Source organism: Coprococcus comes ATCC 27758, from assembly GCF_025149785.1.
Taxonomy (GTDB): Bacteria; Bacillota; Clostridia; order Lachnospirales; family Lachnospiraceae; genus Allocoprococcus; species Allocoprococcus comes.
Window position 1 is genome coordinate 1902047 of sequence record NZ_CP102277.1, and the last position, 21467, is coordinate 1923513.

Consider the following 21467-nt stretch of genomic DNA (forward strand, 5'->3'; position numbering starts at 1 on the left):
TCCTTTCTATTCTTTGTTCTTGTCAAATCCAAGATGGGTATACGCAAGATCTGTGACCACCCTTCCTCTTGGTGTTCTCTGTAAAAAGCCATTCTTCAGAAGATATGGCTCATAGACATCTTCTACGGTTCCGGCATCTTCCCCGATCGCTGCCGCAAGGGTATCCAGTCCTACCGGACCTCCCTGAAATTTTTCAATCATGGTCGTCAAAAGATTACGGTCTACATGATCAAGTCCAAGCCGGTCCACATCCAGAAGATCCAGTGCCTGCCTTGCCACCTCTTCGGTGATCACCCCCTCGTATTTGACCTGGGCAAAATCCCGGACTCTTTTCAAAAGCCGGTTGGCAAGCCTTGGCGTTCCTCTGGAACGTCTTGCCATCTCAAGGGCTCCCTTTTCATCGATCTCCACATCCAGCACGCCTGCTGAACGGATGATGATGGTCTGCAGTTCTTTTTCCGTATAAAATTCCAGACGGTTCACAACCCCGAAACGATCCCGGAGCGGAGCTGTCAGCATTCCGGCACGGGTGGTTGCCCCTACCAGTGTAAAATGCGGCAGATCCAGACGGATCGACCTTGCCGAAGCCCCTTTTCCGATCATAATATCGATTGCAAAATCTTCCATCGCCGGATAAAGTACTTCCTCCACCTGCCGGTTCAGCCGGTGGATCTCATCTACAAATAGCACATCTCCTTCCTGGAGATTATTAAGGATTGCCGCCATTTCCCCAGGTTTCTCGATCGCAGGACCTGACGTGATCTTGATATTTACGCCCATTTCATTCGCAATGATCCCGGCGAGGGTTGTCTTTCCAAGTCCCGGCGGGCCGTAAAACAGCACATGATCCAGTGCCTCTCCCCTGCTTTTTGCCGCTTCTATATAAATCTTAAGAGTCTCTTTTGCCTTCGCCTGTCCAATATAATCTTCCAGAAGCTGAGGTCTTAAATGGCTCTCAATTTTTACATCCTCTTCCAGATTCTCTGTGGTAATAATTCTTCTTCCCATCCTAATCCTCTTATATCAAATATTTGAGTGCACCCTTCAGCAGATCTTCCACCGTCGTGCTCTCATCCATTTCCACTTTTCGTACTGCCTGCAGTGCCTCAGTACTTCCATAGCCAAGCGCCGTAAGTGCCTGTACCGCATCTGCCTGAAGTCCTTGTGCATTTACCGTATCTTCATCAGCTCCATTTGCCGCTTCCACCTGGTGATCCAGTACGTCCTCAATCTTCAGCTTATCCTTCAGTTCCACGATCAGCTTCTCCGCCGTCTTCTTGCCAATTCCCGGTGCTGTTGAAATTGCCTTGATGTCCTTCGACATCACGGCAAATCGAAGTTCGTCCGGTGTAAGCTGCGCCAGAATCCCAAGACCTCCTTTCGGTCCGATCCCACTGACACCGATCAGAAGTTTGAACACAGAAAGCGCATCACGGTTTAAAAATCCATACAGCTGCATGGCATCTTCTTTGACATTCAGATAGGTGTGGATCTTCACTTTACTCCCAACCGGCGGAAGCTGTCCCATCGCCTGTCCGGACATAAAAATCCCGTAGCCTACGCCGCCTACATCTACGATCACTTTATCTTCTTCGAGAGCTACAAGCTCCCCTCTTATATATGAAATCATCTCTTCCTCCCATGCTATGACAATACGATGCTGCCAAGTCTTTTGAGCATTTCATTTGCCACAACTCCGATAATAAATCCGGTGATCACTCCTGCGATCAGAAGCACCGGCACATAATAGGCGACGCTGAATGTCTCCACGACCAGCATCGCTACGATCAGCTGACCGACATTATGAAAGACACCACCTGCCATGCTGACTCCAAAAACACTGAATGATCCCCGCTTTTTCAAAATCACCATCACTGCAAGGCTTAAAAGTCCGCCTGCCAGACTGTATAAAATACTAAACAGACTGGCAAAAATAAATCCGGACAGCACGATACGCGTCACCGAAAGCAACATGGCATCCTTTCCACCCATCTTGTACAGTGCCACCACAACGATCAGATTCGCCAGTCCAAGCTTAACCCCCGGAATCCCGATCTGAAACGGGATCAGAGTCTCTACATAACTAAATATCAGCGCAAGGGCAGTAAATACACCAAACCACGCTATTCTGACTGTATTTTTCTTCATATCTTAATTCGTCACCGCATCCAGTTCGGCTTCTTCTCCATCGACAATTTTCAGAACGATCTTATTCGGAAGGCAGATAATACTCTCTCCGTTCCTTGAAATTGCTTTCTGGTGTACACAGATCTGATCCGGACAGTTGGCCGCTGCCATTTTCACTTTTCCGTTCTCGATCTGCACGGTGTTCGTTCCTCCGTTGATCTTAAATGCACGCTCTTTCTGCAGATCCAGTGTCTCTACCACTTTCCCGTCAATCTGTATTTCTACAACGCCTGCGCTTTTCTGGCTCGTGAATAGATGTCCTGAAAAAAAAATGCCTGCCGCAGCAAATACAAGGAGGACAAGAATCAGATCATTCTTTTTAAAACCGGATGCTTTCTCCTCATGGCTCTTATTTTCTTTATGGCTCATAGGGTTCTCCTTTTTCTTTGTTTATTCTAACACATCATTTTATCTAATGCAATCAAGTGTTCGATTGATTTTTTTCATAGGGGAACGTATAATGGGGTAATTGACGAATGGGACGGTTTGTGGAAGAAGAGAATGGGGACGCCGTGAGGGAAGCGAAAGTCCTGCACGCCTCAAGTTGTACAAACCATTCCGATGAACCACTTAGGGCGAAAATCGTGTTCAGCAATGGCTTCCACGATTTTTGTGTTTCATCTCCATTGCACAAAATAGAGGCGTGCAGGACTTTCGCTTCCCTCACGGCTGTGCATTGGCTGGTTGCACAAACCTGAGATTCGTAAATTTTCATTATGTCGTTTTTAGGAAGTTTATGAAAAAAGCAATGCTGTAGGTTATGGTTTGAGGAGGTTTGCGATGAAAATAAAAAGTTTGGGAATTGGTATTTGTTTGAGTTTGTTTGGGACTTTTTGTCTGGGTGGATGTTCTGGGAGTTCGCCGCAGCCGGTGTCGCGGACGGTGACGGTGTTTGATACGGTGGTGACGATTACGGTTTATGATAAGGATTCAGAGGATGTTCTGGATGCTTGTGTGGCGAAATGCGAGGATTATAATGCGCGGTTTAGCCGGACTTCGGAAGGAAGCGAGATTTATGAGCTGAACCATGCAAACGGGGAGCCTGTGACACTTTCGGGTGATACGGTGGATTTGATTCAGAAAGGCGTGGAATACAGCCGTCTGGCAGATGGAAAGTTTGATATTACGATCGCTCCACTTAGTGACTTGTGGGATTTTAAGAATAATACGGGGACCGTTCCGGATGATGCAGCGATTCAGCAAGCGAAAAGTCATATCGGATATGAGAATGTGAGGGTTGATGGAAATACGGTTCAGCTTCTGGATCCGGAGGCGGCTATTGATCTTGGCGGAATTGCAAAGGGATATATTGCGGATCAGCTGAAAGCATATCTGAAAGAGCAGAATGTATCCCATGCACTGATCAATCTGGGCGGAAATGTGCTGGCTCTTGGCGGCAAACCGGATGGTTCGGATTATAATATCGGTATCCAGAAGCCGTTTGCACAGAATGGAGAAGCGATCACCAGTGTAAAGATCAAGGATCAATCTGTGGTTTCTTCCGGTATTTATGAGCGGTATTTTAAGGTGGACGACAAGATTTATCACCATATCTTAGATCCGAAAACCGGGTATCCTTATGAAAATGATCTGCTTGGGGTGAGTATTGTCTGTGACTCTTCTACGGAAGCGGACGCACTTAGTACGACCTGCTTTGCGATGGGGTTAGATGATGGATTGAAATATATCGAAGGAATCAAGGGGGCAGAGGCACTCTTTATCACGGATGATTATGAGATTCATTACTCCAGCGGATTTCCAAAGTAAAAAAGTTGAATGATGTAGGTTGTGAGACAAATCAGAAAAATAAATGGTACCAGATTCAGTTATAAAAAAAATTGAATCCGGTACCATTTATTTTTCTTATGTTTCCTACTTCACTGTCTCTTCTCCCGGCAAAGCCCAGCGGATTTCGGCTTTGAAGAGATCTGCTTCGGTTTCGATATGGAAGCTTCCTCCTTGGAGACCTACGAAGCTTTTTACGATTGCAAGGCCAAGACCGGAGCCTTCGGTATTGCGGGACTCATCTCCGCGGACGAAGCGTTCTGTAATTTCTTCCGGATTGAAGGTGAGCTCAGTTGCAGAAATATTTTTCAGGCGGATAAATACATCTTTCTCCGTCTTTTCGATTTCCACATAAACTCTTGTTCCCGGAAGCGCATATTTTACAATGTTATTCAGAAGATTCTCAAAGATCCGGCAGGTCTTCTGACTGTCCAGACGAAGAATCACTTTTTCTTCTGGGAAAGTGGTCCTGAACTCCAGACCTTTTTCTTCGAACTTATCTTCCAGCTCAAATTTTACCTGTTTAAACAGATTGACGATATCCACGTTCATCAAATTCAGGTTTACATTCTGGCTGCTTGCTTTGCTGATCTCAAAGAGGTCTTCGATCAGGACTTTCAGACGCATAGATTTGCATTCCAGAATATCAATATAATCCTTTCGCTTTTCCTCATCTTTCTCGTCTTTCAACAGATTCACATAGGTTATGATCGCAGTCAGCGGTGTTTTCAGATCATGTGATACGTTTGTGATCAGTTCTGTTTTCATACGCTGGCTCTTTACTTCTTCCTTTACCGCTTTCTTAAATCCGGTCTGGATCTTCTGGATTTCATTACGGAACGGACTAAACACACCAAGATCACCTTCAATCTCTACATCCAGATTTCCGTCTGCAATTTTATTGGTTGCCTCCAAAAGCAATGCATATTTTTTCCGGAGATCATTAAAATATTTTTGCAGGATCAGGAACAGGATTACAGAATATACGATCAGTCCTGCAATTCCGTAATACCAGAATGAACAGATCACCAGCAGTATTGCGAAATTGAACAGCACGATTTTCAAAATAATCTTATTGTTCTTTTCCTTGAAATTGAACTGATCCAGCGAATGATAAAATGCTTCGATCTTATTCTTGCACCAGCGGATACCACCTCGGATTCCGTTTCCGAATCTTCTCCAGATCCAGATCAGCAGAACTCTTTTTTTCACATATTCCTTTACTCCAAGAAGCCGGATCTGGCGTACACAGCCGGATACCCAGTACATGACTGCAAAGAAAACAAACCAGACCAGAAAATCGATTGGCCACACATTTCCTTTCGCGTGCATAATCAGTTCTCCAAGACAGCTGAAAATCAGGCTAATTCCAGTAATACCAGTCGCTATCGCAATTTCAAATGGTACATGGAAAATTTTTTCATCTCCTGTATGCAGATCTTTCTTCATCGGAATCAGCCATGCCAGAAGTGCGACCAACAATATAAGGGGCAAGATTGTATAAACCGCCGCGTTTCCCACCATCGAAGTAATCGGATATACCCGCATAACATAAGCATTCAGCTTTGCTTCCGTCATCATGAAATAATAGGTCCTGTCTTTTGGTGAAATATTTTCAATCTCACTTTCATCTTCATATTCAAATATTTTTTCCGGCAGATTTGAGGTCAGGATCTTCAGAACAGCTTCCTGTTTGGTTACTTCCGTTCCCATCACCTGATCAATCTTGATTTCACCGTTTTTGTCAAACGAGATCTTAATCCCAAGAGCATAATCTGCAAGCTCGGTATCTTTCACTTTTTCCCAGGAATCTCTATTCGACCGGTATCCATCGATTACCTCTCCGTTTGCATCCTGCACCTGGTAATTCATATATGCAATCTGCCGGTTAAATTTCTCATCAAATTCCGGATAATAATCATCCAGAAACTTTACGTTATATTCGTTTCCGGATTCTTTGGAATACAATACATAGCAGTCCCGAATAAATGTCTTCATAAAGGACTCACTCGTCCGGTAATTCTGTGTCAGACTGTCCTGCTCCTTTTTTGCATTCTTATAAAAAGTATTATAGTTTCCTAACACGATCACCGTCGCAAGTAAGATTACACTTAAAATCAGGACAATCCCTAGTTTATGCCTGTTTTTCGATTTTGTATCCAACGCCCCACACCACCTTTAAATATTTTGGTTCTTTCGGGCAGCTCTCAATTTTTTCACGGATATTCCGGATATGGACCATGATCGTATCGGTATTGATCGCTTTTTCATTCCATACACGCTCGTAAATTTCCTCTGCCGAAAAAACTCTTCCAGGACTCTTCATAAGGAGAAGCAGGATTTTGTACTCAATCGGTGTCAGGCGCACCGGCTCTCCGTCAACCGATACCTCCACCGTAGCTTCATTCAGCTCCAGACCGCCGATCACATGGATATTCTGATTTTCTTCACGATCTCTCAGCTTCTCTGCAAACATCCGGTATCTTCTGAGCTGTGAATTCACCCTTGCAAGAAGCTCCATCGGTGTAAATGGCTTCGTCACATAATCATCTGCCCCGATATTCAGTCCCATGATCTTATCCACTTCCTCTGATTTTGCCGACAGCATGATCACCGGAAAATCATATTTTTCCCGAAGCTTCATCGTCATACGGATTCCATCCATCCGCGGCATCATAATATCGACGATTGCAAGATGGATTTCCTCTTTCTCGATCACTTCCAGACCTTCAATCCCATCTGCCGCCTGAAATACTTCGTATCCCTGACTTTTCAGGTATATTTCCACACCTTCTCTGATTTCCTTGTCGTCTTCAACGACCAGTACATGATTCATTTCCATAACTGCTTTTCTCCTCTTTTTCTCATCCTTGACTATAGTCTATCTCCTAAAGCTAAAGAGAACCGGAATAGATTTCTAAAGAATTTCTAAAAAAATGAAAAAGCTTTTCAACAAAGCACTGCTGCCCTGCCGAAAAGCCTGCCAGATACTTATTTAATAACCATAATAGCTTACTCTGCCGATCGCTGCGATGATAACAAAGAAAATCACAAGCACATAGGAAATCACCTGAAGGATCAGGGATGCTCTGCAGTAGTTACGCCGGTTCAGATTGCCACTATTACCAAACGCCCAGATAATATACAGAATCAGTCCCGCACATGGAATAATTCCGACAATCATCGTTAAAAGCCATTCTCCGGTAGAAAGTGGAGATAGATCCATCTGCTTTGGCGGCATCTGACAATTGTTCTGGCTATTGTAATTGTTATTATAGCCGCTCGCGTTAAATCCGGTATTATAACCGCTATTCTGATACTGGTTGTCAGAGTACCCATTGGTATAAGCTCCGCTCTGATTGGTTCCGTTATAATACGAATTTCCGTTGTAAGTATTATTTTCATAAGTTCCATCCGAAGTTCCAGAATGGCAAGCGCTTCCGTCCGGTGCTGACTGTCCGTAACCGCTTCCGTTTTCTGACTTTGGCATTTCACCGTAAGTATATGCCGGATGACTTTTTTCTTCCTGCTTTAAATTATCGTCCGCTGCCTCTTTTGGCACGCTATTGTCATTCTTTGCCTGCGGCTCTGCTTCTGTATATCCTGCATTGGGATCGGTGTAAGAAGATGGACTCTTTTCCTCCCCTTCACTATTCTCAGTTATCTGGTCATTTAAGTTATTATCCATATCCCAAAACCTCCTGTGTATTCATTTTTTTCATCATAGCACACCAAAAAGCTGAAAACAATAGCTCTTTTTGCCAAATTACTGAATTCAAAGACCAGATTCTGAATATCAAATCTATTAGCCGGTTATTTGATCCGCAGCCTCTGACCGACATAAATCAGATTCGGATTTTGTAGTTTGTTCAACCTTGCGATTTCCTGATAAGATGTTCCGTATATCGCTGCAATTTTCGAAAGCGTATCCCCGGATTTGACGATATGATACTTGTTTTCTTCGGCATTGACTCTGCTTTGTACTTCTTCATACCGTTTCCCCAGAACCGTTTTCCGCACTTCCCCGTTGCCATATTTCCCGGCACGCACTTCCTTTGCCAGTGTCTCTGTACTGGCACCGGAAATATAGTCGATCATCCCCTGCACTTCTCCATATCTGGTTCCAAGCCAGCTTTTCCGTTCTTCCCCATTTCCAAATTCTCCACGCATCGTCCGAAAAACCAGATCCAGCGTAGTTCCTTCCTGGTTTTCTTCCTCTTCAGAAGGTTTCTCTGAAGTTGTCTGGTTTCCTTTTCCAGCATACCGGCTCCACGCCTGCCGGTCTCCGTAGAATTTATTCAAATCCAGATTGCCATTCCATCCGCTTAATCTTCCCGAAGAACTGTACTGCCGCATCACACAGGCATATGCACCCTCATTCCATGGATTTTCCTGGTACCCGATTGGCTCCATACTCGCGTACTGCGCTACCCACAGTCCATAGTTTCCGATATTCTGCAATCGGCTCATCATACTTTGCTGCACATAAATCACAGGATTGACGCTGGTCTTTGTTGAAATATAATTACACCAGGCTTTCACCCATTCCCGGTCATTCACACCAAATGCCGGATTGGACCGCCCTTCCCAGTCCAGCACAAGCATTGCCTCCCCCACACGGCTCCCTGCATTCTTCAGAAAATATTCTGCCTCCGCCTGTATATTTCCACCAGACGCATAGTGATAAATGCCCAGGCATTTCCCTGCTGTTTTCGCCTGGCGGTAGGCTCTTTCGTAATCCGGATTTACATAACCGGTTCCTTCTGTCGCCTTAATCACCACAAAATCACACGGGACAACCGCAAGATTGATCCCACTTTGCCAGTTGCTGATGTCAATTCCATTTAATGCCATACCACTTCTACTCCTACTCTTCTTTTCCTGCCTGCTTGATGATCTGATAGATGTAGGTACTCAGTCCTGCAACAACAATGCCCTGCGTTACGGATGCGAAAACTGCGGTCAACACATCCTGTGCTCCTGCGAAATGTGCGGTAGATGTCACCCAGATCCCGCAGATGATAATGCCTGTCGCCCCAAGCGTGATCGGAATATATTTATCTTTGATAAATTCTGCTTGTTTAAGTGCAATTCCGAAAAAGTATAGAACTGCGGTCACAATAAGCAGTTCCGGTTTTACATAATCCATAAGTTGCTCCATTATCTGGATAGCCTGCCTTTCTTTTTGGGGATTTTAAGGAAGATTTCTTTTGAAAAATAATTCGATCAGATGTGGTATTAGTATATGTGAGAGATAGGATTTAGTGATAAAAGAAAGATTTGATATAAAATAATCGGACCGGCAGGTTCTTCTTTGATTTGTATATACAAAGGGAGAGGCGCTACGCCTCTCCCTGTAAATAAATTTCTTAGAATTTACCAGCTTTGTGAGCTTCCTCGATACTTACAGCAACAGCGACTGTCATTCCGACCATCGGGTTGTTACCTGCACCGATAAGACCCATCATTTCTACGTGAGCCGGTACAGATGAAGATCCTGCGAACTGTGCATCAGAGTGCATACGTCCGAGTGTATCTGTCATACCGTAAGAAGCCGGTCCTGCTGCCATGTTGTCCGGGTGAAGTGTACGTCCTGTACCACCACCTGAAGCAACTGAGAAGTATTTCTTTCCTGCTTCTACGCATTCTTTCTTGTATGTACCTGCAACCGGATGCTGGAAACGTGTCGGGTTTGTAGAGTTACCTGTGATAGAAACGTCAACGCCTTCTTTCCACATGATAGCTACACCTTCACGTACATCATTTGCACCGTAGCAGTTTACTTTAGAACGGAGTCCGTCAGAGTAAGCGATTCTCTGAACTTCTTTCAATTCTCCTGTATAATAGTCATAGTCTGTCTGAACATATGTGAATCCGTTAATTCTTGAAATGATCTTTGCAGCATCTTTTCCAAGACCGTTCAGGATAACACGAAGAGGTTTCTGACGAACTTTGTTTGCTTTTTCAGCGATACCGATTGCACCTTCAGCAGCTGCGAATGATTCATGTCCTGCAAGGAAGCAGAAGCAGTCTGTTGTTTCTTCAAGAAGCATCTTTCCAAGGTTACCATGTCCCAGACCTACTTTTCTCTGATCTGCTACAGATCCCGGAATACAGAAAGCCTGAAGTCCTTCTCCGATTGCTGCTGCAGCGTCTGCTGCTCTTGTACATCCTTTTTTGATTGCGATTGCTGCACCTGTGATGTAAGCCCAGCATGCGTTTTCAAAACAGATTGGCTGAATACCTTTGATCTGGTTGTATACATCCAGTCCGGCATCCTTTGTGATCTTTTCAGCTTCTTCGAGTGAAGCAATGCCATAGCTGTTTAAAACTTCATTGATTTTATCAATTCTTCTCTCATATGATTCAAATAAAGCCATTTAATTGTCCTCCTGAAAATATTGTTGCCTATATAACCCGTTAATTACTTATGTATGTAATTAGTTTTTACGCGGATCAATGATCTTAACGGCATCAGCTACACGTCCGTACTGTCCTTTAGCTTTTTCCCAAGCTTCGTTCGGAGTATCGCCTGCTTTGACAAAGTCTGTGAATTTTCCAAGACTTACGAACTGGTATCCGATGATTTCATCATGGTCATCAAGAGCGATTCCTGTTACATAACCTTCTGCCATTTCCAGGTAACGTGGTCCTTTTGCGAGAGTTCCGTACATTGTACCAACCTGTGAACGAAGTCCTTTACCAAGGTCTTCAAGTCCTGCACCGATCGGAAGTCCTTCTTCTGAGAATGCACTCTGAGTTCTTCCGTATACGATCTGTAAGAAAAGTTCTCTCATTGCTGTATTAATTGCATCACAGACAAGGTCTGTGTTAAGTGCTTCCAAAATAGTCTTTCCTGGAAGAATTTCTGAAGCCATAGCTGCGGAATGAGTCATTCCTGAACATCCGATAGTCTCCACAAGTGCTTCCTGAATAATACCATCTTTAACGTTCAAAGTAAGTTTACATGCACCCTGCTGTGGAGCACACCAGCCGACACCATGTGTAAGACCGGAAATATCTTTGATTTCTTTAGCCTTTACCCATTTTGCTTCTTCCGGAATTGGAGCTGGTCCGTGGTTTGCACCCTGAGCTACCGGACACATCATTTCTACTTCATGTGAATAAATCATGTTAAAACTCCTTTCAAATACATCTGTTTTTCTTTTATAAGGCGTTTGTGATTGTTTTAACACCATATGTATTTATTTTCGCACAATTTTCGACATTCGTCAATTGTTACTTTGTACAAGATTCCAGAACTCACTGTCTGTTTTATATTCAATTATTTCTTTCATAGTAAACGGCGCTGTGATCCATCCACTCTCCGCAGATGATTTTTTTCCATCTCCCGGGTAATGGTAAGTAATTCCGATCTCAATTCCATCCTTATCTACAAAAAATGCATCAAAGTACCGGTTCTCCAGGATTTCCCCATTTAAAATCTGTCGGAAATCATTTAATTTCACACTGCTTAACACCTCTGCCGATGGTGCTTCACCCTTCATCTTTTTCATCCAATCGTGCATAAATGCATCGCTTAGATCCACGATATCTGCCACTTCAAACTGCTTTGCGTCAGAAATACGGATGTTGCGGGTACGGAGGTCACAATACTGCGCAGAAGTATTTCCTGCATAATAAATATCATTGAATGCTACGCTGATAAAATCTTCTCCTGCATAAGAAACCTTGTACGTTACAAGACTTCCTAAAAACGGGTTCGATTCCTCCAACATTTTCTCTTTCATAGAATCACTCGGAGCCAGATATAAGGTATTGACCGTACTCATCGCACAGTCCTTCAGCATTTCATTGATCTTGTCAATATTTTCACCTTCCACACCTGTGATCTGCGGATATTTGACATCAAACTGCATCGGATATTCGCCTTTATTTCCATTAGAAAAATAAGTGTAATTTTCCTCCGTGATCGTATACGGCAGATTTTCTGCCTCGTAGCCTTCAATTGCCTCGATTCCCTGTGCTTCTTCAGAACTGCTGTCCTTATTATCCTCTTCATTTCCATTACTGCCAAAGATATCGTCAATTTCTCCGTCCTCATCCGGGTTATATTCAAAAATCTGTGACGAATCCTCCTGTTTTCCTTCACCACTCGCAAAATTGCTGATGATTTTTCCGAAAAGCAGCCCCAGGAATATCAGAAAAATAAGTACGGTAACTGCGATCCCGATAAAAAGTCCCGTATGTTTCTTTCCATTATAAGAAGATCTTACATTTGCCGGCGATATCATCAAATCCATCGGAACAAAACGGATCCCGTTCTTTTCCTGAACCGGTGCCAGATCCCGGAATCCCATATGGTGATAAGCTTCCGTACTCACAACCGATGCATTGACCGTCATACGCATCAGAGCAAACTGCATCGTACAGTATCTGCACATTTCACCAACAAGAGCCTTCGCAATCCCTTTTCTCCGCAAATCCGGGCGGACAAACAGAAGGGAAATATGTCCATCCCTCCGCACGGCTCCGACACCGCCAAGATCCTGTCCTTCTACCGCGCCAAAGACGATCATCTCTCCGCTTTCGACAAGAGGCATAAAATTCTCCATCTTGATAAAACGGGCAAATTCCTCGATTCCCTGCTGCGTACAGGAACTGGCGTTTTCTCTGATAAATACATCCCATACCAGATGCAGACCTTCCACAACCTCCTGACTGCTATATAGTCTTTTTATGATCATTTTTCTGTACCTCATTTTTTCCAGAATGAACTGGTTTTCTCTCTTACGCCCTCTTTAAAAGTTCTTCCCGCAAGAGCGTGATCGCACGTGCAACCGCATAGTCCCGGTTCTTCTCACGATTGCCGGTAAAACGGTACTCTCTTACCGTTACCTCTCCATTTACCGCACATCCGATATACACAAGTCCGACCGGTTTTTCCGCTGTACCGCCGCCAGGTCCTGCGATTCCGGTTACACTAAGTGCCGCATCCGCACCTGCCGCCTTTGCTGCCCCAAGCGCCATCTCTGCTGCTGTCTGTTCACTGACTGCCCCGTAGGTTTCCAGTGTCTCATGCTTCACACCAAGAATCTTTTCTTTCGATGCATTCGCATAAGTAATATATCCTTCATTGTACACGCCGGAAGCTCCTGCCACATTCAGAAGTCTGCCGGAAAGCTTTCCTCCTGTACAGGATTCTGCCGTTGTCACAGTCATCTTCTTCTCTTCCAGAAGACGGATCACCGACTCTTCCAGTGTCACATTCTCTTCGGTCGTATAAACAGCATCACCAAAACGCTTCTTCATCTCTTCGATCATCGGCTCCATCAGTTGTTCTGCCGCTTCTTCAGAGCATGCTCTTGCAGTCACACGAAAATGTACCTCTCCTGTCTTTGCATAAGGCGCAAGCGTCGGATTGGTCTGTGCATCCATCAGATCCGCAACCATGGTCTCTGCCCTGCTTTCCCCAATCCCGCACACTTTTACCATATGGGAATAGATTCCCTCCGGCTGCTTTTTATTGAGGTACGGTGCAATGTCGTGTTCAAACATCGGCTTCATCTCATTCGGAGGCCCAGGGATCAGGATCGCTGCTTTGCCGCGCTCTTTATCCTCCAGGATCAGTCCAGGTGCCGTTCCGTTCAGATTGTCGATCACGATCGCGCCTTCCGGAACCAACGCCTGCTTCCAGTTATTCTCTGTCACCTTTTTACTCTTAATCTTCTCAAAATAGTCCCGGATTCGTGCCCTGGAATGTTCATCCATATAAAGTTTTCTGCCAAATACCTTTGCAGTTACTTCTTTTGTCAGATCATCCTTGGTAGGGCCAAGTCCCCCTGTCAGAATTACGATATCAGCGCGCTCTATTGCCTGGTGGATTGCTTCTTCCATACGCTCTTCATTGTCACCGACAACAGTCTGGTGATATAAAGAACAACCTAGCAGAGCACATTTCTCTGCTAGGTATGCTGCGTTTGTATTCACAATGTTGCCAAGTAAAATTTCAGTGCCGACAGAAATCAGCTCTACAACCATTTTACATGCCTCCCTGTGTTAATACCTGTTTGTTCTTTGCAATATAATCGATCAGTGAAACGATGGTCAGAAGCAGTGCTACCCATGTAAGGACTGTTCCTACAACATTCCACACACCGCCCAGATCCATGATCAGCACAATGATCAGTGCCATCTGTGATACGGTTTTGAATTTGCCCCAGTAGCTTGCCGCAATGACGATTCCATTGTCAGAAGCAACCAGACGGAATCCGCTGATGATAAATTCTCTGGCAATGATCACCAGAACAACAATGACATTCAGTCGGTTCATAGATGTCAGACAGATCAGCGCGGTACATACCAGCAGCTTGTCTGCAAGCGGATCCATAAATTTACCGAAGTTCGTTACCAGATTGTACTTTCTGGCGATTTTCCCATCCAGCATATCCGTCAGGCTGGCAACACAGAAGATCACAAGTGCGATCCACTTATCTGCTGCTCCGGTAATATCAAATAACATAAACACTACAAAAAACGGAATTAAAATCACTCGTAAAATCGTTAACTTATTTGGTAAATTCATAATAACTCTCCTATCAAATCATAATCTGCTGATCCGGTCACTTTTACCTTTGCAAAATCTCCCGACATCAGTTCTTCCGATGTGTTCACAAAAATAAGTCCGTCTACATTCGGCGCATCCCGGTAGGTTCTTCCCACATAGGCATTCTCATCTGCTACCTTGCCTTCGATCATCACAAGCAGCTCTTCCCCGATCCGGTCTTCTGCCTGGTCAAATACGATATCCTGCTGAAGTTCCATGAGCTCTGCCTGACGTTCCTCTTTGACTTCTTCCGGGATCTGATCCGGCATAGATGCTGCAGGAGTATCCTCTTCCGGTGAGTAGGTAAATACGCCAAGTCTGTCGAATTCCATCTGATCCACAAAATCCATCAGCTCTTCATGCTGTTCCTGTGTCTCTCCCGGGAATCCAGTGATCAAAGTTGTGCGAAGTGCGATATCCGGAATCTCACGTCGAAGCTTCTCAATGGTCTCGATGAGCTGCGCTCTGGAAGTCCGTCTTCCCATTCTCTTCAGGATACCATCGCTTGCATGCTGGATCGGGAGATCCAGATAATGGCAGATCTTTGGTTCCTCCTTGATCACCTGAATCAGCTCATCCGTGATTTCCTCCGGATAGCAGTATAAAATACGGATCCAGCGAAGTCCGCTGATCTTGCAGAGTGCTCTCAAAAGCTGCGGAAGCCGCTTCTCCCCGTACAGATCGGTTCCGTACATGGTGGTCTCCTGTGCTACCAGGATCAGCTCCTTCACCCCTCCGTCTGCCAGATTCTGCGCTTCCTCCAGCAGATGCTCCATCGGCACACTCCGAAAATCTCCTCGTACCTTTGGGATAATACAGTAAGTACAGTGCTTGTCACAGCCTTCTGCAATCTTCAGATAAGCGAAATGTCCGCCGGTCGTCACCATACGGTGTGTGTCTGTCACCGGGAGATAATCCACATCCTTCATAGTCAGGCGCACATCTCCACGCTCCATCGGACTGTCGCTTAAAACTCCATCGATCACGTGTGCGATCTCTTCATAAGAAGTCGTTCCGAGAACCGCATCAACCTCCGGGATTTCCTGAATGATCTCTTCTTTGTATCTCTGTGCAAGACAGCCTGTTACGATCAGGGCTTTTAATCTACCGGTCTTCTTCAGATCTGCCATCTCAAGAATATTCTGGATACTCTCTTCCTTTGCGTCATGGATAAAGCAGCAGGTGTTGATGATAATGACATCTGCCATTGTCTCATCGTCCACCATCTGATGACCGTCCTTTGCAAGAATCCCAAGCATGACCTCCGAATCCACAAGGTTCTTGTCACAGCCTAATGAAATGAATAATATATTCATAAAATAAATTTCTCCTCAAGCATAATTTCTGGGCGGCAGGGGAAATCATCTTCACCGGAAAATAAAATCCCCTATCATAAGAATACCCCGCAGACAGCTGCAGGGTATCGAACTTCTTTTATTTATCTGCATCTTCTGCAATAATTTTGATCTTTCCACTGTTCAGCTCATCAATTGCAATAGAAAGCGGCTTTTCGCCGTCCTTAACAGGAACAAGCGGCATCTCGCCGTCAATGATCTGTCTCGCTCTCTTTGCTGTTGCAAGAACGATAGAATAACGGCTGTTGACAATCTTAGTTGCGCCTTCTTCCACGTCCTGATTTACTACTTTCATCAAATCGGTATATGATGGATGTAACATAAATTCTGCTCCTTTCCTACAGTTCCTTCAGTTCTTTTCTGATATCATCTATAAAGTCAGCATTCCGGCTTACCCGGTCATGCTCACCCTGAATAATGCTGTGCATCTCTTTTGCGCAGCGCTCCAGGTCATCATTGATCACAAGATAATCGTACTTCTCTACGCCCTGTGATTCTTCTACTGCCCGCTTCATTCTCGAATCGATCACTTCTGCGGTCTCGGTTCCCCGTCCTACCAGTCTGTCTTTCAGTACCTGCGCACTCGGCGGAGTCACGAACATCAGCAGGGTATCCGGATACTTCTCTTTCACTTTCAACGCACCCTGGATCTCAATCTCAAGGATCACATCCTTGCCTGCCTCTAACTGCTCCATAACATACTGCTTCGGAGTTCCATAGTAATTTTCTACATATCTAGCATACTCTATAAGCTCATCACGCGCAATCATTTTTTCAAATTCTTCTTTGGTTCTAAAAAAATACTCTCTTCCATCTTCTTCCCCGACACGAGGCTGTCGCGTGGTTGCAGAGATCGATAATGCATAATTATCATAGTCCTGCATCAGCTTTTTCATCAGTGTTCCCTTACCGGCTCCGGAAAATCCGGATACTACAATAAGAATTCCTTTTTTTTCTCTCATAATCAGTTCTCCTGCATACTCAGACATTGAAATGTTATTTTAACACATCTTTTTACATTTTTCAAAGCTTTATTCAATATTTTGAATCTGCTCACGGACTTTTTCAATCTCAGTCTTCAGATCGATCGCATAATTGGATACTTCCAGATCATTTGCCTTGGATAAGATCGTGTTCGCCTCACGGTTCATCTCCTGCGCAATGAAATCAAGCTTGCGTCCGATTCCCTCTGTCTGTTCCAGAGTTTCCTTCATATGCTTGATATGGCTTTTCAGCCTTACCACTTCTTCATCTGTACAGATCTTGTCAGAGAAGATCACAACCTCAGCCGCGATCCGTCCTTCGTCAATCTGGGTGTCCCCAAGAAGCTCCTTCACTTTCGTTTCCAGCTTCTCCCGGTATTCAGCAACGATCTGCGGAGATCGCTCTTCAACCCTGGCAACAACTTCCAGCATTCCATCCAGCTTGCCAATGATATCCTTTTTCAGGTTCTCACCTTCTGTAGTCTTGGTCTGTACAAACTGTTCGCATGCGCCTTTCATTGCTTTTTCAAGACCACTCCACAGTTCTTCCTCATCCACAGATTGTTCTTCCATCGTAAGGACTTCCGGGCAGCGTGCAAGTGTGGATACCCGCACATCATTGTCAAGCCCAAACTGTTCTTCCATCTGCTTAAAGCTTGCCATATATTCTTCTGCCAGCTTCTGATTATATTTCAAAGTCATCTGGCTTTCTGTCATATCTTCATACCCGATGAAAATATCAATCTTTCCTCTCTGCACATACTGCTTGAGCAGGTTGCGGATCGCGGACTCAAAGAAGTTAAGCTTCTTTGGCATACGGATATTCACATCCAGGTAACGGTGATTAACCCCCTTCATCTCTACGGTAAATTTGCGGTCTGCTTCGGCGATCTCACACCGTCCAAAGCCTGTCATACTTTTTATCATTTGATTTTCCCTCTTCTTACTGACCTTTTAAGGGCCGTTTTACTATCGATTATTATAGTTCATTTACACTTACTCGTCAACCGGGTGACAGGGCATTTTCACTTGTCTATGCATGCCTCTCTATGCTATAATGAGCCCATTGAAAAAAGAATGTGCCCTGGCATATTCCCGGATAAATATGAGGTGAATTTTTAAAATGGCTTTTGATGGAATTACAATCGCAAATATCGTAAAAGAATTAAATGATACCATCCTGAACGGACGGATCGCCAAGATCGCACAGCCGGAAAATGATGAACTGCTTCTCACGATCAAACCTGCAAAAGGGCAGGTAAGACTGGTCATCTCCGCAAGTGCATCCCTGCCGCTGATCTATCTGTCCAGAGATAACAAACCAAGTCCGATGACTGCGCCGAATTTCTGTATGCTTCTGAGAAAACATATTGCAAATGGCCGCATCGTAGGCATTTCTCAGCCTTCCCTGGAACGGATCATCCGCTTCGAGATCGAGCACCTGGATGAACTCGGAGATCTGTGCCGCAAATCCCTGATCGTTGAGATCATGGGCAAGCACAGCAATATTATTTTCTGTAATGAAAAAGGAATGATCATCGACAGTATCAAGCATGTTTCCGCGCAGATGAGTTCTGTGCGTGAGGTTCTTCCGGGAAGAGAATATTTTATCCCGGATACTATGAAAAAAGAGAATCCACTTGGCATACCGGAGGAAAATTTCACACAGGAACTTCTCTCCAAACCAATGCCGGTCGGAAAAGCGATCTACAACAGTTTTACCGGAATCAGTCCGGTTGTCGCCGAAGAGATCTGCTATCTGGCAGGAATCGACTCCTCTGTTCCGGCATCGGAGATGTCCGGTGATCTGCTGGCGCATCTGTACCGGCAGTTTACCTATTTTATGGAGCAGGTGACAGAAAGCAAATTCTCTCCTGCTATTTATTACGATGGAAATGAGCCGAAAGAGTTCTCATCTCTTCTGCTCACCCACTTTTCCAACTATCAGGTAAAATCTTATGATTCGATTTCCGAAGTGATCCGGACTTATTATTCTTCCCGTGATCTGATCACCCGGATCCGCCAGAAATCTTCGGATCTGCGCCGTGTGGTTCAGACAGCACTGGAACGTAACCGCAAGAAATACGACCTGCAGTTAAAGCAGCTTCGCGATACGGAAAACCGCGATAAATACAAGGTATACGGGGAACTGATCCACACCTACGGTTACAATCTGGAAGAAGGTGCAAAAGAACTGGAAGCACTCAATTATTATACTAACGAAATGATCAAAATTCCGCTGGATCCGCAGAAAACACCACAGGAAAATGCAAAGAAATATTTTGACCGGTACAATAAACAGAAACGTACTTTCGAGGCTCTTTCAGAACTGATCAAAGAAACGAAAGATGAGATTGATTATCTGGAGTCCGTCAGCAAATCCCTGGATATTGCACGAAGCGAGGATGACCTGATCCAGATCAAGGAAGAACTGATCGAAAGTGGATTTATCCGCAGAAAGCAGTCTGCCAAAAAGGTGAAGATCACAAGCAAACCGTTCCACTATATTTCTTCAGACGGTTTCCATATGTATGTTGGAAAAAATAATCTTCAGAACGAAGAACTCACCTTCCATTTTGCAAATGGCGGGGACTGGTGGTTCCATGCGAAAAAGGCACCGGGTTCCCATGTCATCGTGAAGACGAACGGGGAAGAACTTCCGGACCGGACCTTTGAAGAGGCAGCCAGACTTGCTGCGCATTACTCGAAGAATTCCGGGGCTGAAAAGGTGGAGGTTGACTATGTAGAGAAAAAGCAGGTTAAAAAACCAAATGGAAGCAAGCCTGGGTTTGTCGTGTATTATACCAATTACTCGATGATGATAGATAGTGATATTTCCGGGATTCAGGAAGTACAATAAGATAGGTTGTGACACCACCAGAGAAGAATAAAATCCACCCCATTCCAAGTTGTGCAAAGCATTCCGATGAGCCTCTTAGGGCGAGAATCGTGTTCAGCAAAGGCTTCCACGATTCTTGAGTCTCATCTCCATTGCACAAGATAGGAATGGGGTGGATTTTATTCGATATCAGTATTTACTTGATCTCATATACTTTATCTAACTGCGTCATACATGCCTGGATTTTCTTCATACCCTCATCATCAGCAGGTTCTCCGGAGAAGTAGTAGGTGACTTTGCTGGGTTCTCCCGGGGTGGTTTGTTCGGGGAGGACTCTTCTTAATTGACGGAGGGTGCCTTCGTTGCCGTCTACGAAATGGATTTCTCCCGGGAAGATTTTGCGGAAGGATTGTTTGAAATAGTTGAAGTGAGTACAGCCAAGTACGACTGCAGCATACTGGTTGAGTGTATAGCTCTGAAGGCTGTTTTTCAGGTATTTATCTACTTCCGGGTCCTGGAATCTTCCGGCTTCGGCAAAGCGGACCAGTTTTGGAAGTGGCGCAAGGTCTACTTCGTGTTCAGTATCTACTTTTTCCAGAAGGCTGTGTAATTTTTCTCCGGCTATCGTAACCGGTGTTGCTGTTACCAAGATCCGTTTCTGCATATCCTGATAGAGCTTGAGCGCGCGCTTGACTGCCGGTTCCATACCGACGATCGGTACGGCAAATTCGCCTCTGAATTCTTTCGTTGCCACGCTGGTTGCCGTATTACAGGCGATTACGATTGCATCAACCTCTTTCGCGATCAGGAAATTCAGAACCTCTTCTACATATCCTTTGATCTGTTCCCTCGTCTTTTCTCCGTATGGAACATGCTTTGTATCCGCATAATATATAAATTCTGCTTCCGGCATCTTTTTCAGTGCGCGGTGAAGCACAGAAAGTCCGCCGATACCTGAATCATATATTCCGATTTTCATTGGTGTTACCTCGATTTCTTATTTTCTTATCTGGTTTAAATCCAAAATCTGCATAATCTTCCGGCAGGAAACGATGATAAATAATATGGCATCCTTCATCTTTAAAGCAATAATAATACTTGTCTTCTCCCTCTTCAAACCGGATCATCCGGTCAAATTCTCCATTGTCCATAGGTTCTGCCACGATCTTGTCTGAATGAGAACGGAACAATACTTCGATATCTTCCATCGTGCAGCCATGCTTTGCGACAAGTTCCACCAGCTCTTTGATAAATTCATTCGGTTTCATATTTTCATGTACATATTCCGATGCTTTTTCCGATAAAGCAAAGCAAAAACGGTCCTTTGCATGTGTAATCCCGACTTCCCCGAAAATATCTTCTGCTGCTTTCGGAAAATCTGCAAGGAGCTCCTGCATTTCTTCCGAATCTGCATTCGTCTCCATAAAATGATTCAGTGAACTGAGCGGATAATAAAGCCGGATCATCTCTTTCCGATATCCGAGCTTTGCCTGCTCTTCCTTTACCAGATCGATTAAACTCTTTTCCAAACGCTCGTATCCCATATATATTAAAACTCCTGTCTTGATAAAATTATGTAAGTCTGCTGCTGCAAACAAAAATATTTTATCACATTCTTTCCATTTTCGCCACTCACACCGTTGAAGAATTCCCTTATTTTCGTTATCATAAAAGAAATATACATTATTTTCAGTATAAAAGACTCTTCAAGAATATAAACACAATTTGGAAAACAGGAATCGAAACTTAAA

Annotated in this window: 22 protein-coding genes; 2 read left to right on the top strand and 20 right to left on the bottom strand. The window is 44.4% G+C overall.

All coding sequences use genetic code 11. From position 1 onward, the window contains the following. Positions 1-6: 6 nt before the first annotated feature. Genes ruvB through NQ556_RS09600 form a run of 4 tightly spaced genes read right to left on the bottom strand, consistent with a single transcriptional unit; the run spans position 7 to position 2556 of the window. Positions 7-1008 carry a Holliday junction branch migration DNA helicase RuvB gene (ruvB, locus tag NQ556_RS09585; RefSeq protein WP_022221063.1) on the bottom strand — a complete coding sequence of 334 codons (1002 nt, stop codon included), beginning with the start codon at positions 1006-1008 and terminating at the stop codon, positions 7-9. Between the two features lie 10 nt (positions 1009-1018). Beyond that, positions 1019-1630: a Holliday junction branch migration protein RuvA gene (gene ruvA, locus NQ556_RS09590; RefSeq protein WP_008375167.1), complete on the bottom strand. Its 612-nt coding sequence runs from the start codon at positions 1628-1630 to the stop codon at positions 1019-1021. A gap of 14 nt (positions 1631-1644) precedes the next feature. Continuing rightward, the gene (locus tag NQ556_RS09595) at positions 1645-2148 is read right to left on the bottom strand and encodes a Gx transporter family protein (protein ID WP_008375166.1); all 504 of its coding nucleotides are present in this window, start codon (positions 2146-2148) and stop codon (positions 1645-1647) included. Positions 2149-2151: 3 nt separating this feature from the next. Next, a complete protein-coding gene (locus NQ556_RS09600) occupies positions 2152-2556 on the bottom strand; it encodes a NusG domain II-containing protein (protein WP_022221064.1) in 405 nt (134 codons plus the stop codon). Positions 2557-2967: 411 nt separating this feature from the next. On the opposite strand from NQ556_RS09600, the gene NQ556_RS09605 reads away from it, so the two are divergent. Continuing rightward, positions 2968-3954, top strand: coding sequence for an FAD:protein FMN transferase (locus NQ556_RS09605; protein ID WP_008375163.1), 987 nt, complete (start codon positions 2968-2970; stop codon positions 3952-3954). A 105-nt stretch (positions 3955-4059) separates the two neighbouring features. On the opposite strand, the gene NQ556_RS09610 is transcribed toward NQ556_RS09605, so the two are convergent. From NQ556_RS09610 to NQ556_RS09675, 14 genes are all read right to left on the bottom strand, one after another. Beyond that, the gene (locus NQ556_RS09610) at positions 4060-6135 is read right to left on the bottom strand and encodes a sensor histidine kinase (protein ID WP_008375162.1); all 2076 of its coding nucleotides are present in this window, start codon (positions 6133-6135) and stop codon (positions 4060-4062) included. Beyond that, positions 6107-6814, bottom strand: coding sequence for a response regulator transcription factor (locus NQ556_RS09615; protein ID WP_008375161.1), 708 nt, complete (start codon positions 6812-6814; stop codon positions 6107-6109). Before NQ556_RS09615 ends, NQ556_RS09610 begins: the two co-directional genes overlap by 29 nt. Before the next feature lie 153 nt (positions 6815-6967). Next, positions 6968-7660 carry a hypothetical protein gene (locus tag NQ556_RS09620; protein ID WP_008375159.1) on the bottom strand — a complete coding sequence of 231 codons (693 nt, stop codon included), beginning with the start codon at positions 7658-7660 and terminating at the stop codon, positions 6968-6970. Between the two features lie 125 nt (positions 7661-7785). Continuing rightward, entirely contained in the window at positions 7786-8826 is a 1041-nt protein-coding gene (locus tag NQ556_RS09625; protein ID WP_022221066.1) for a GH25 family lysozyme, read from the bottom strand. A 13-nt stretch (positions 8827-8839) separates the two neighbouring features. After that, on the bottom strand, positions 8840-9133 hold the full coding sequence (locus NQ556_RS09630; protein WP_008375153.1) for a phage holin family protein: 294 nt from the start codon (positions 9131-9133) through the stop codon (positions 8840-8842). Between the two features lie 208 nt (positions 9134-9341). Next, positions 9342-10352, bottom strand: coding sequence for a GGGtGRT protein (locus tag NQ556_RS09635; RefSeq protein ID WP_008375150.1), 1011 nt, complete (start codon positions 10350-10352; stop codon positions 9342-9344). A 60-nt stretch (positions 10353-10412) separates the two neighbouring features. Continuing rightward, positions 10413-11105 (bottom strand): iron-sulfur cluster assembly scaffold protein, encoded by a 693-nt coding sequence (locus NQ556_RS09640; RefSeq protein ID WP_022220480.1) that lies wholly within the window; start codon positions 11103-11105, stop codon positions 10413-10415. Positions 11106-11204: 99 nt separating this feature from the next. Further along, positions 11205-12680: a GNAT family N-acetyltransferase gene (locus tag NQ556_RS09645; RefSeq protein ID WP_022220479.1), complete on the bottom strand. Its 1476-nt coding sequence runs from the start codon at positions 12678-12680 to the stop codon at positions 11205-11207. A gap of 43 nt (positions 12681-12723) precedes the next feature. Next, the gene (locus tag NQ556_RS09650) at positions 12724-13974 is read right to left on the bottom strand and encodes a competence/damage-inducible protein A (RefSeq protein ID WP_008375142.1); all 1251 of its coding nucleotides are present in this window, start codon (positions 13972-13974) and stop codon (positions 12724-12726) included. Between the two features lies 1 nt (position 13975). Further along, positions 13976-14518 (bottom strand): CDP-diacylglycerol--glycerol-3-phosphate 3-phosphatidyltransferase, encoded by a 543-nt coding sequence (pgsA, locus tag NQ556_RS09655; RefSeq protein WP_008375140.1) that lies wholly within the window; start codon positions 14516-14518, stop codon positions 13976-13978. Further along, positions 14515-15855 (bottom strand): 30S ribosomal protein S12 methylthiotransferase RimO, encoded by a 1341-nt coding sequence (gene rimO, locus NQ556_RS09660; RefSeq protein ID WP_008375138.1) that lies wholly within the window; start codon positions 15853-15855, stop codon positions 14515-14517. Before rimO ends, pgsA begins: the two co-directional genes overlap by 4 nt. A 118-nt stretch (positions 15856-15973) precedes the next feature. Further along, positions 15974-16216: a DNA-directed RNA polymerase subunit omega gene (gene rpoZ, locus NQ556_RS09665; protein ID WP_022220478.1), complete on the bottom strand. Its 243-nt coding sequence runs from the start codon at positions 16214-16216 to the stop codon at positions 15974-15976. A gap of 16 nt (positions 16217-16232) precedes the next feature. Beyond that, on the bottom strand, positions 16233-16856 hold the full coding sequence (gene gmk / locus NQ556_RS09670; RefSeq protein ID WP_022220477.1) for a guanylate kinase: 624 nt from the start codon (positions 16854-16856) through the stop codon (positions 16233-16235). A gap of 69 nt (positions 16857-16925) precedes the next feature. Next, the gene (locus NQ556_RS09675) at positions 16926-17804 is read right to left on the bottom strand and encodes a YicC/YloC family endoribonuclease (protein WP_008375132.1); all 879 of its coding nucleotides are present in this window, start codon (positions 17802-17804) and stop codon (positions 16926-16928) included. Between the two features lie 196 nt (positions 17805-18000). On the opposite strand from NQ556_RS09675, the gene NQ556_RS09680 reads away from it, so the two are divergent. Then, complete coding sequence (locus tag NQ556_RS09680) at positions 18001-19737, top strand: Rqc2 family fibronectin-binding protein (protein ID WP_022220476.1); 1737 nt, start codon at positions 18001-18003, stop codon at positions 19735-19737. A gap of 175 nt (positions 19738-19912) precedes the next feature. On the opposite strand, the gene murI is transcribed toward NQ556_RS09680, so the two are convergent. Then, entirely contained in the window at positions 19913-20695 is a 783-nt protein-coding gene (gene murI / locus NQ556_RS09685; protein WP_008375126.1) for a glutamate racemase, read from the bottom strand. Then, positions 20676-21260, bottom strand: a complete 585-nt coding sequence (locus NQ556_RS09690; protein WP_022220475.1) for a DUF3877 family protein — start codon at positions 21258-21260, stop codon at positions 20676-20678. Before NQ556_RS09690 ends, murI begins: the two co-directional genes overlap by 20 nt. Positions 21261-21467 lie beyond the last annotated feature (207 nt).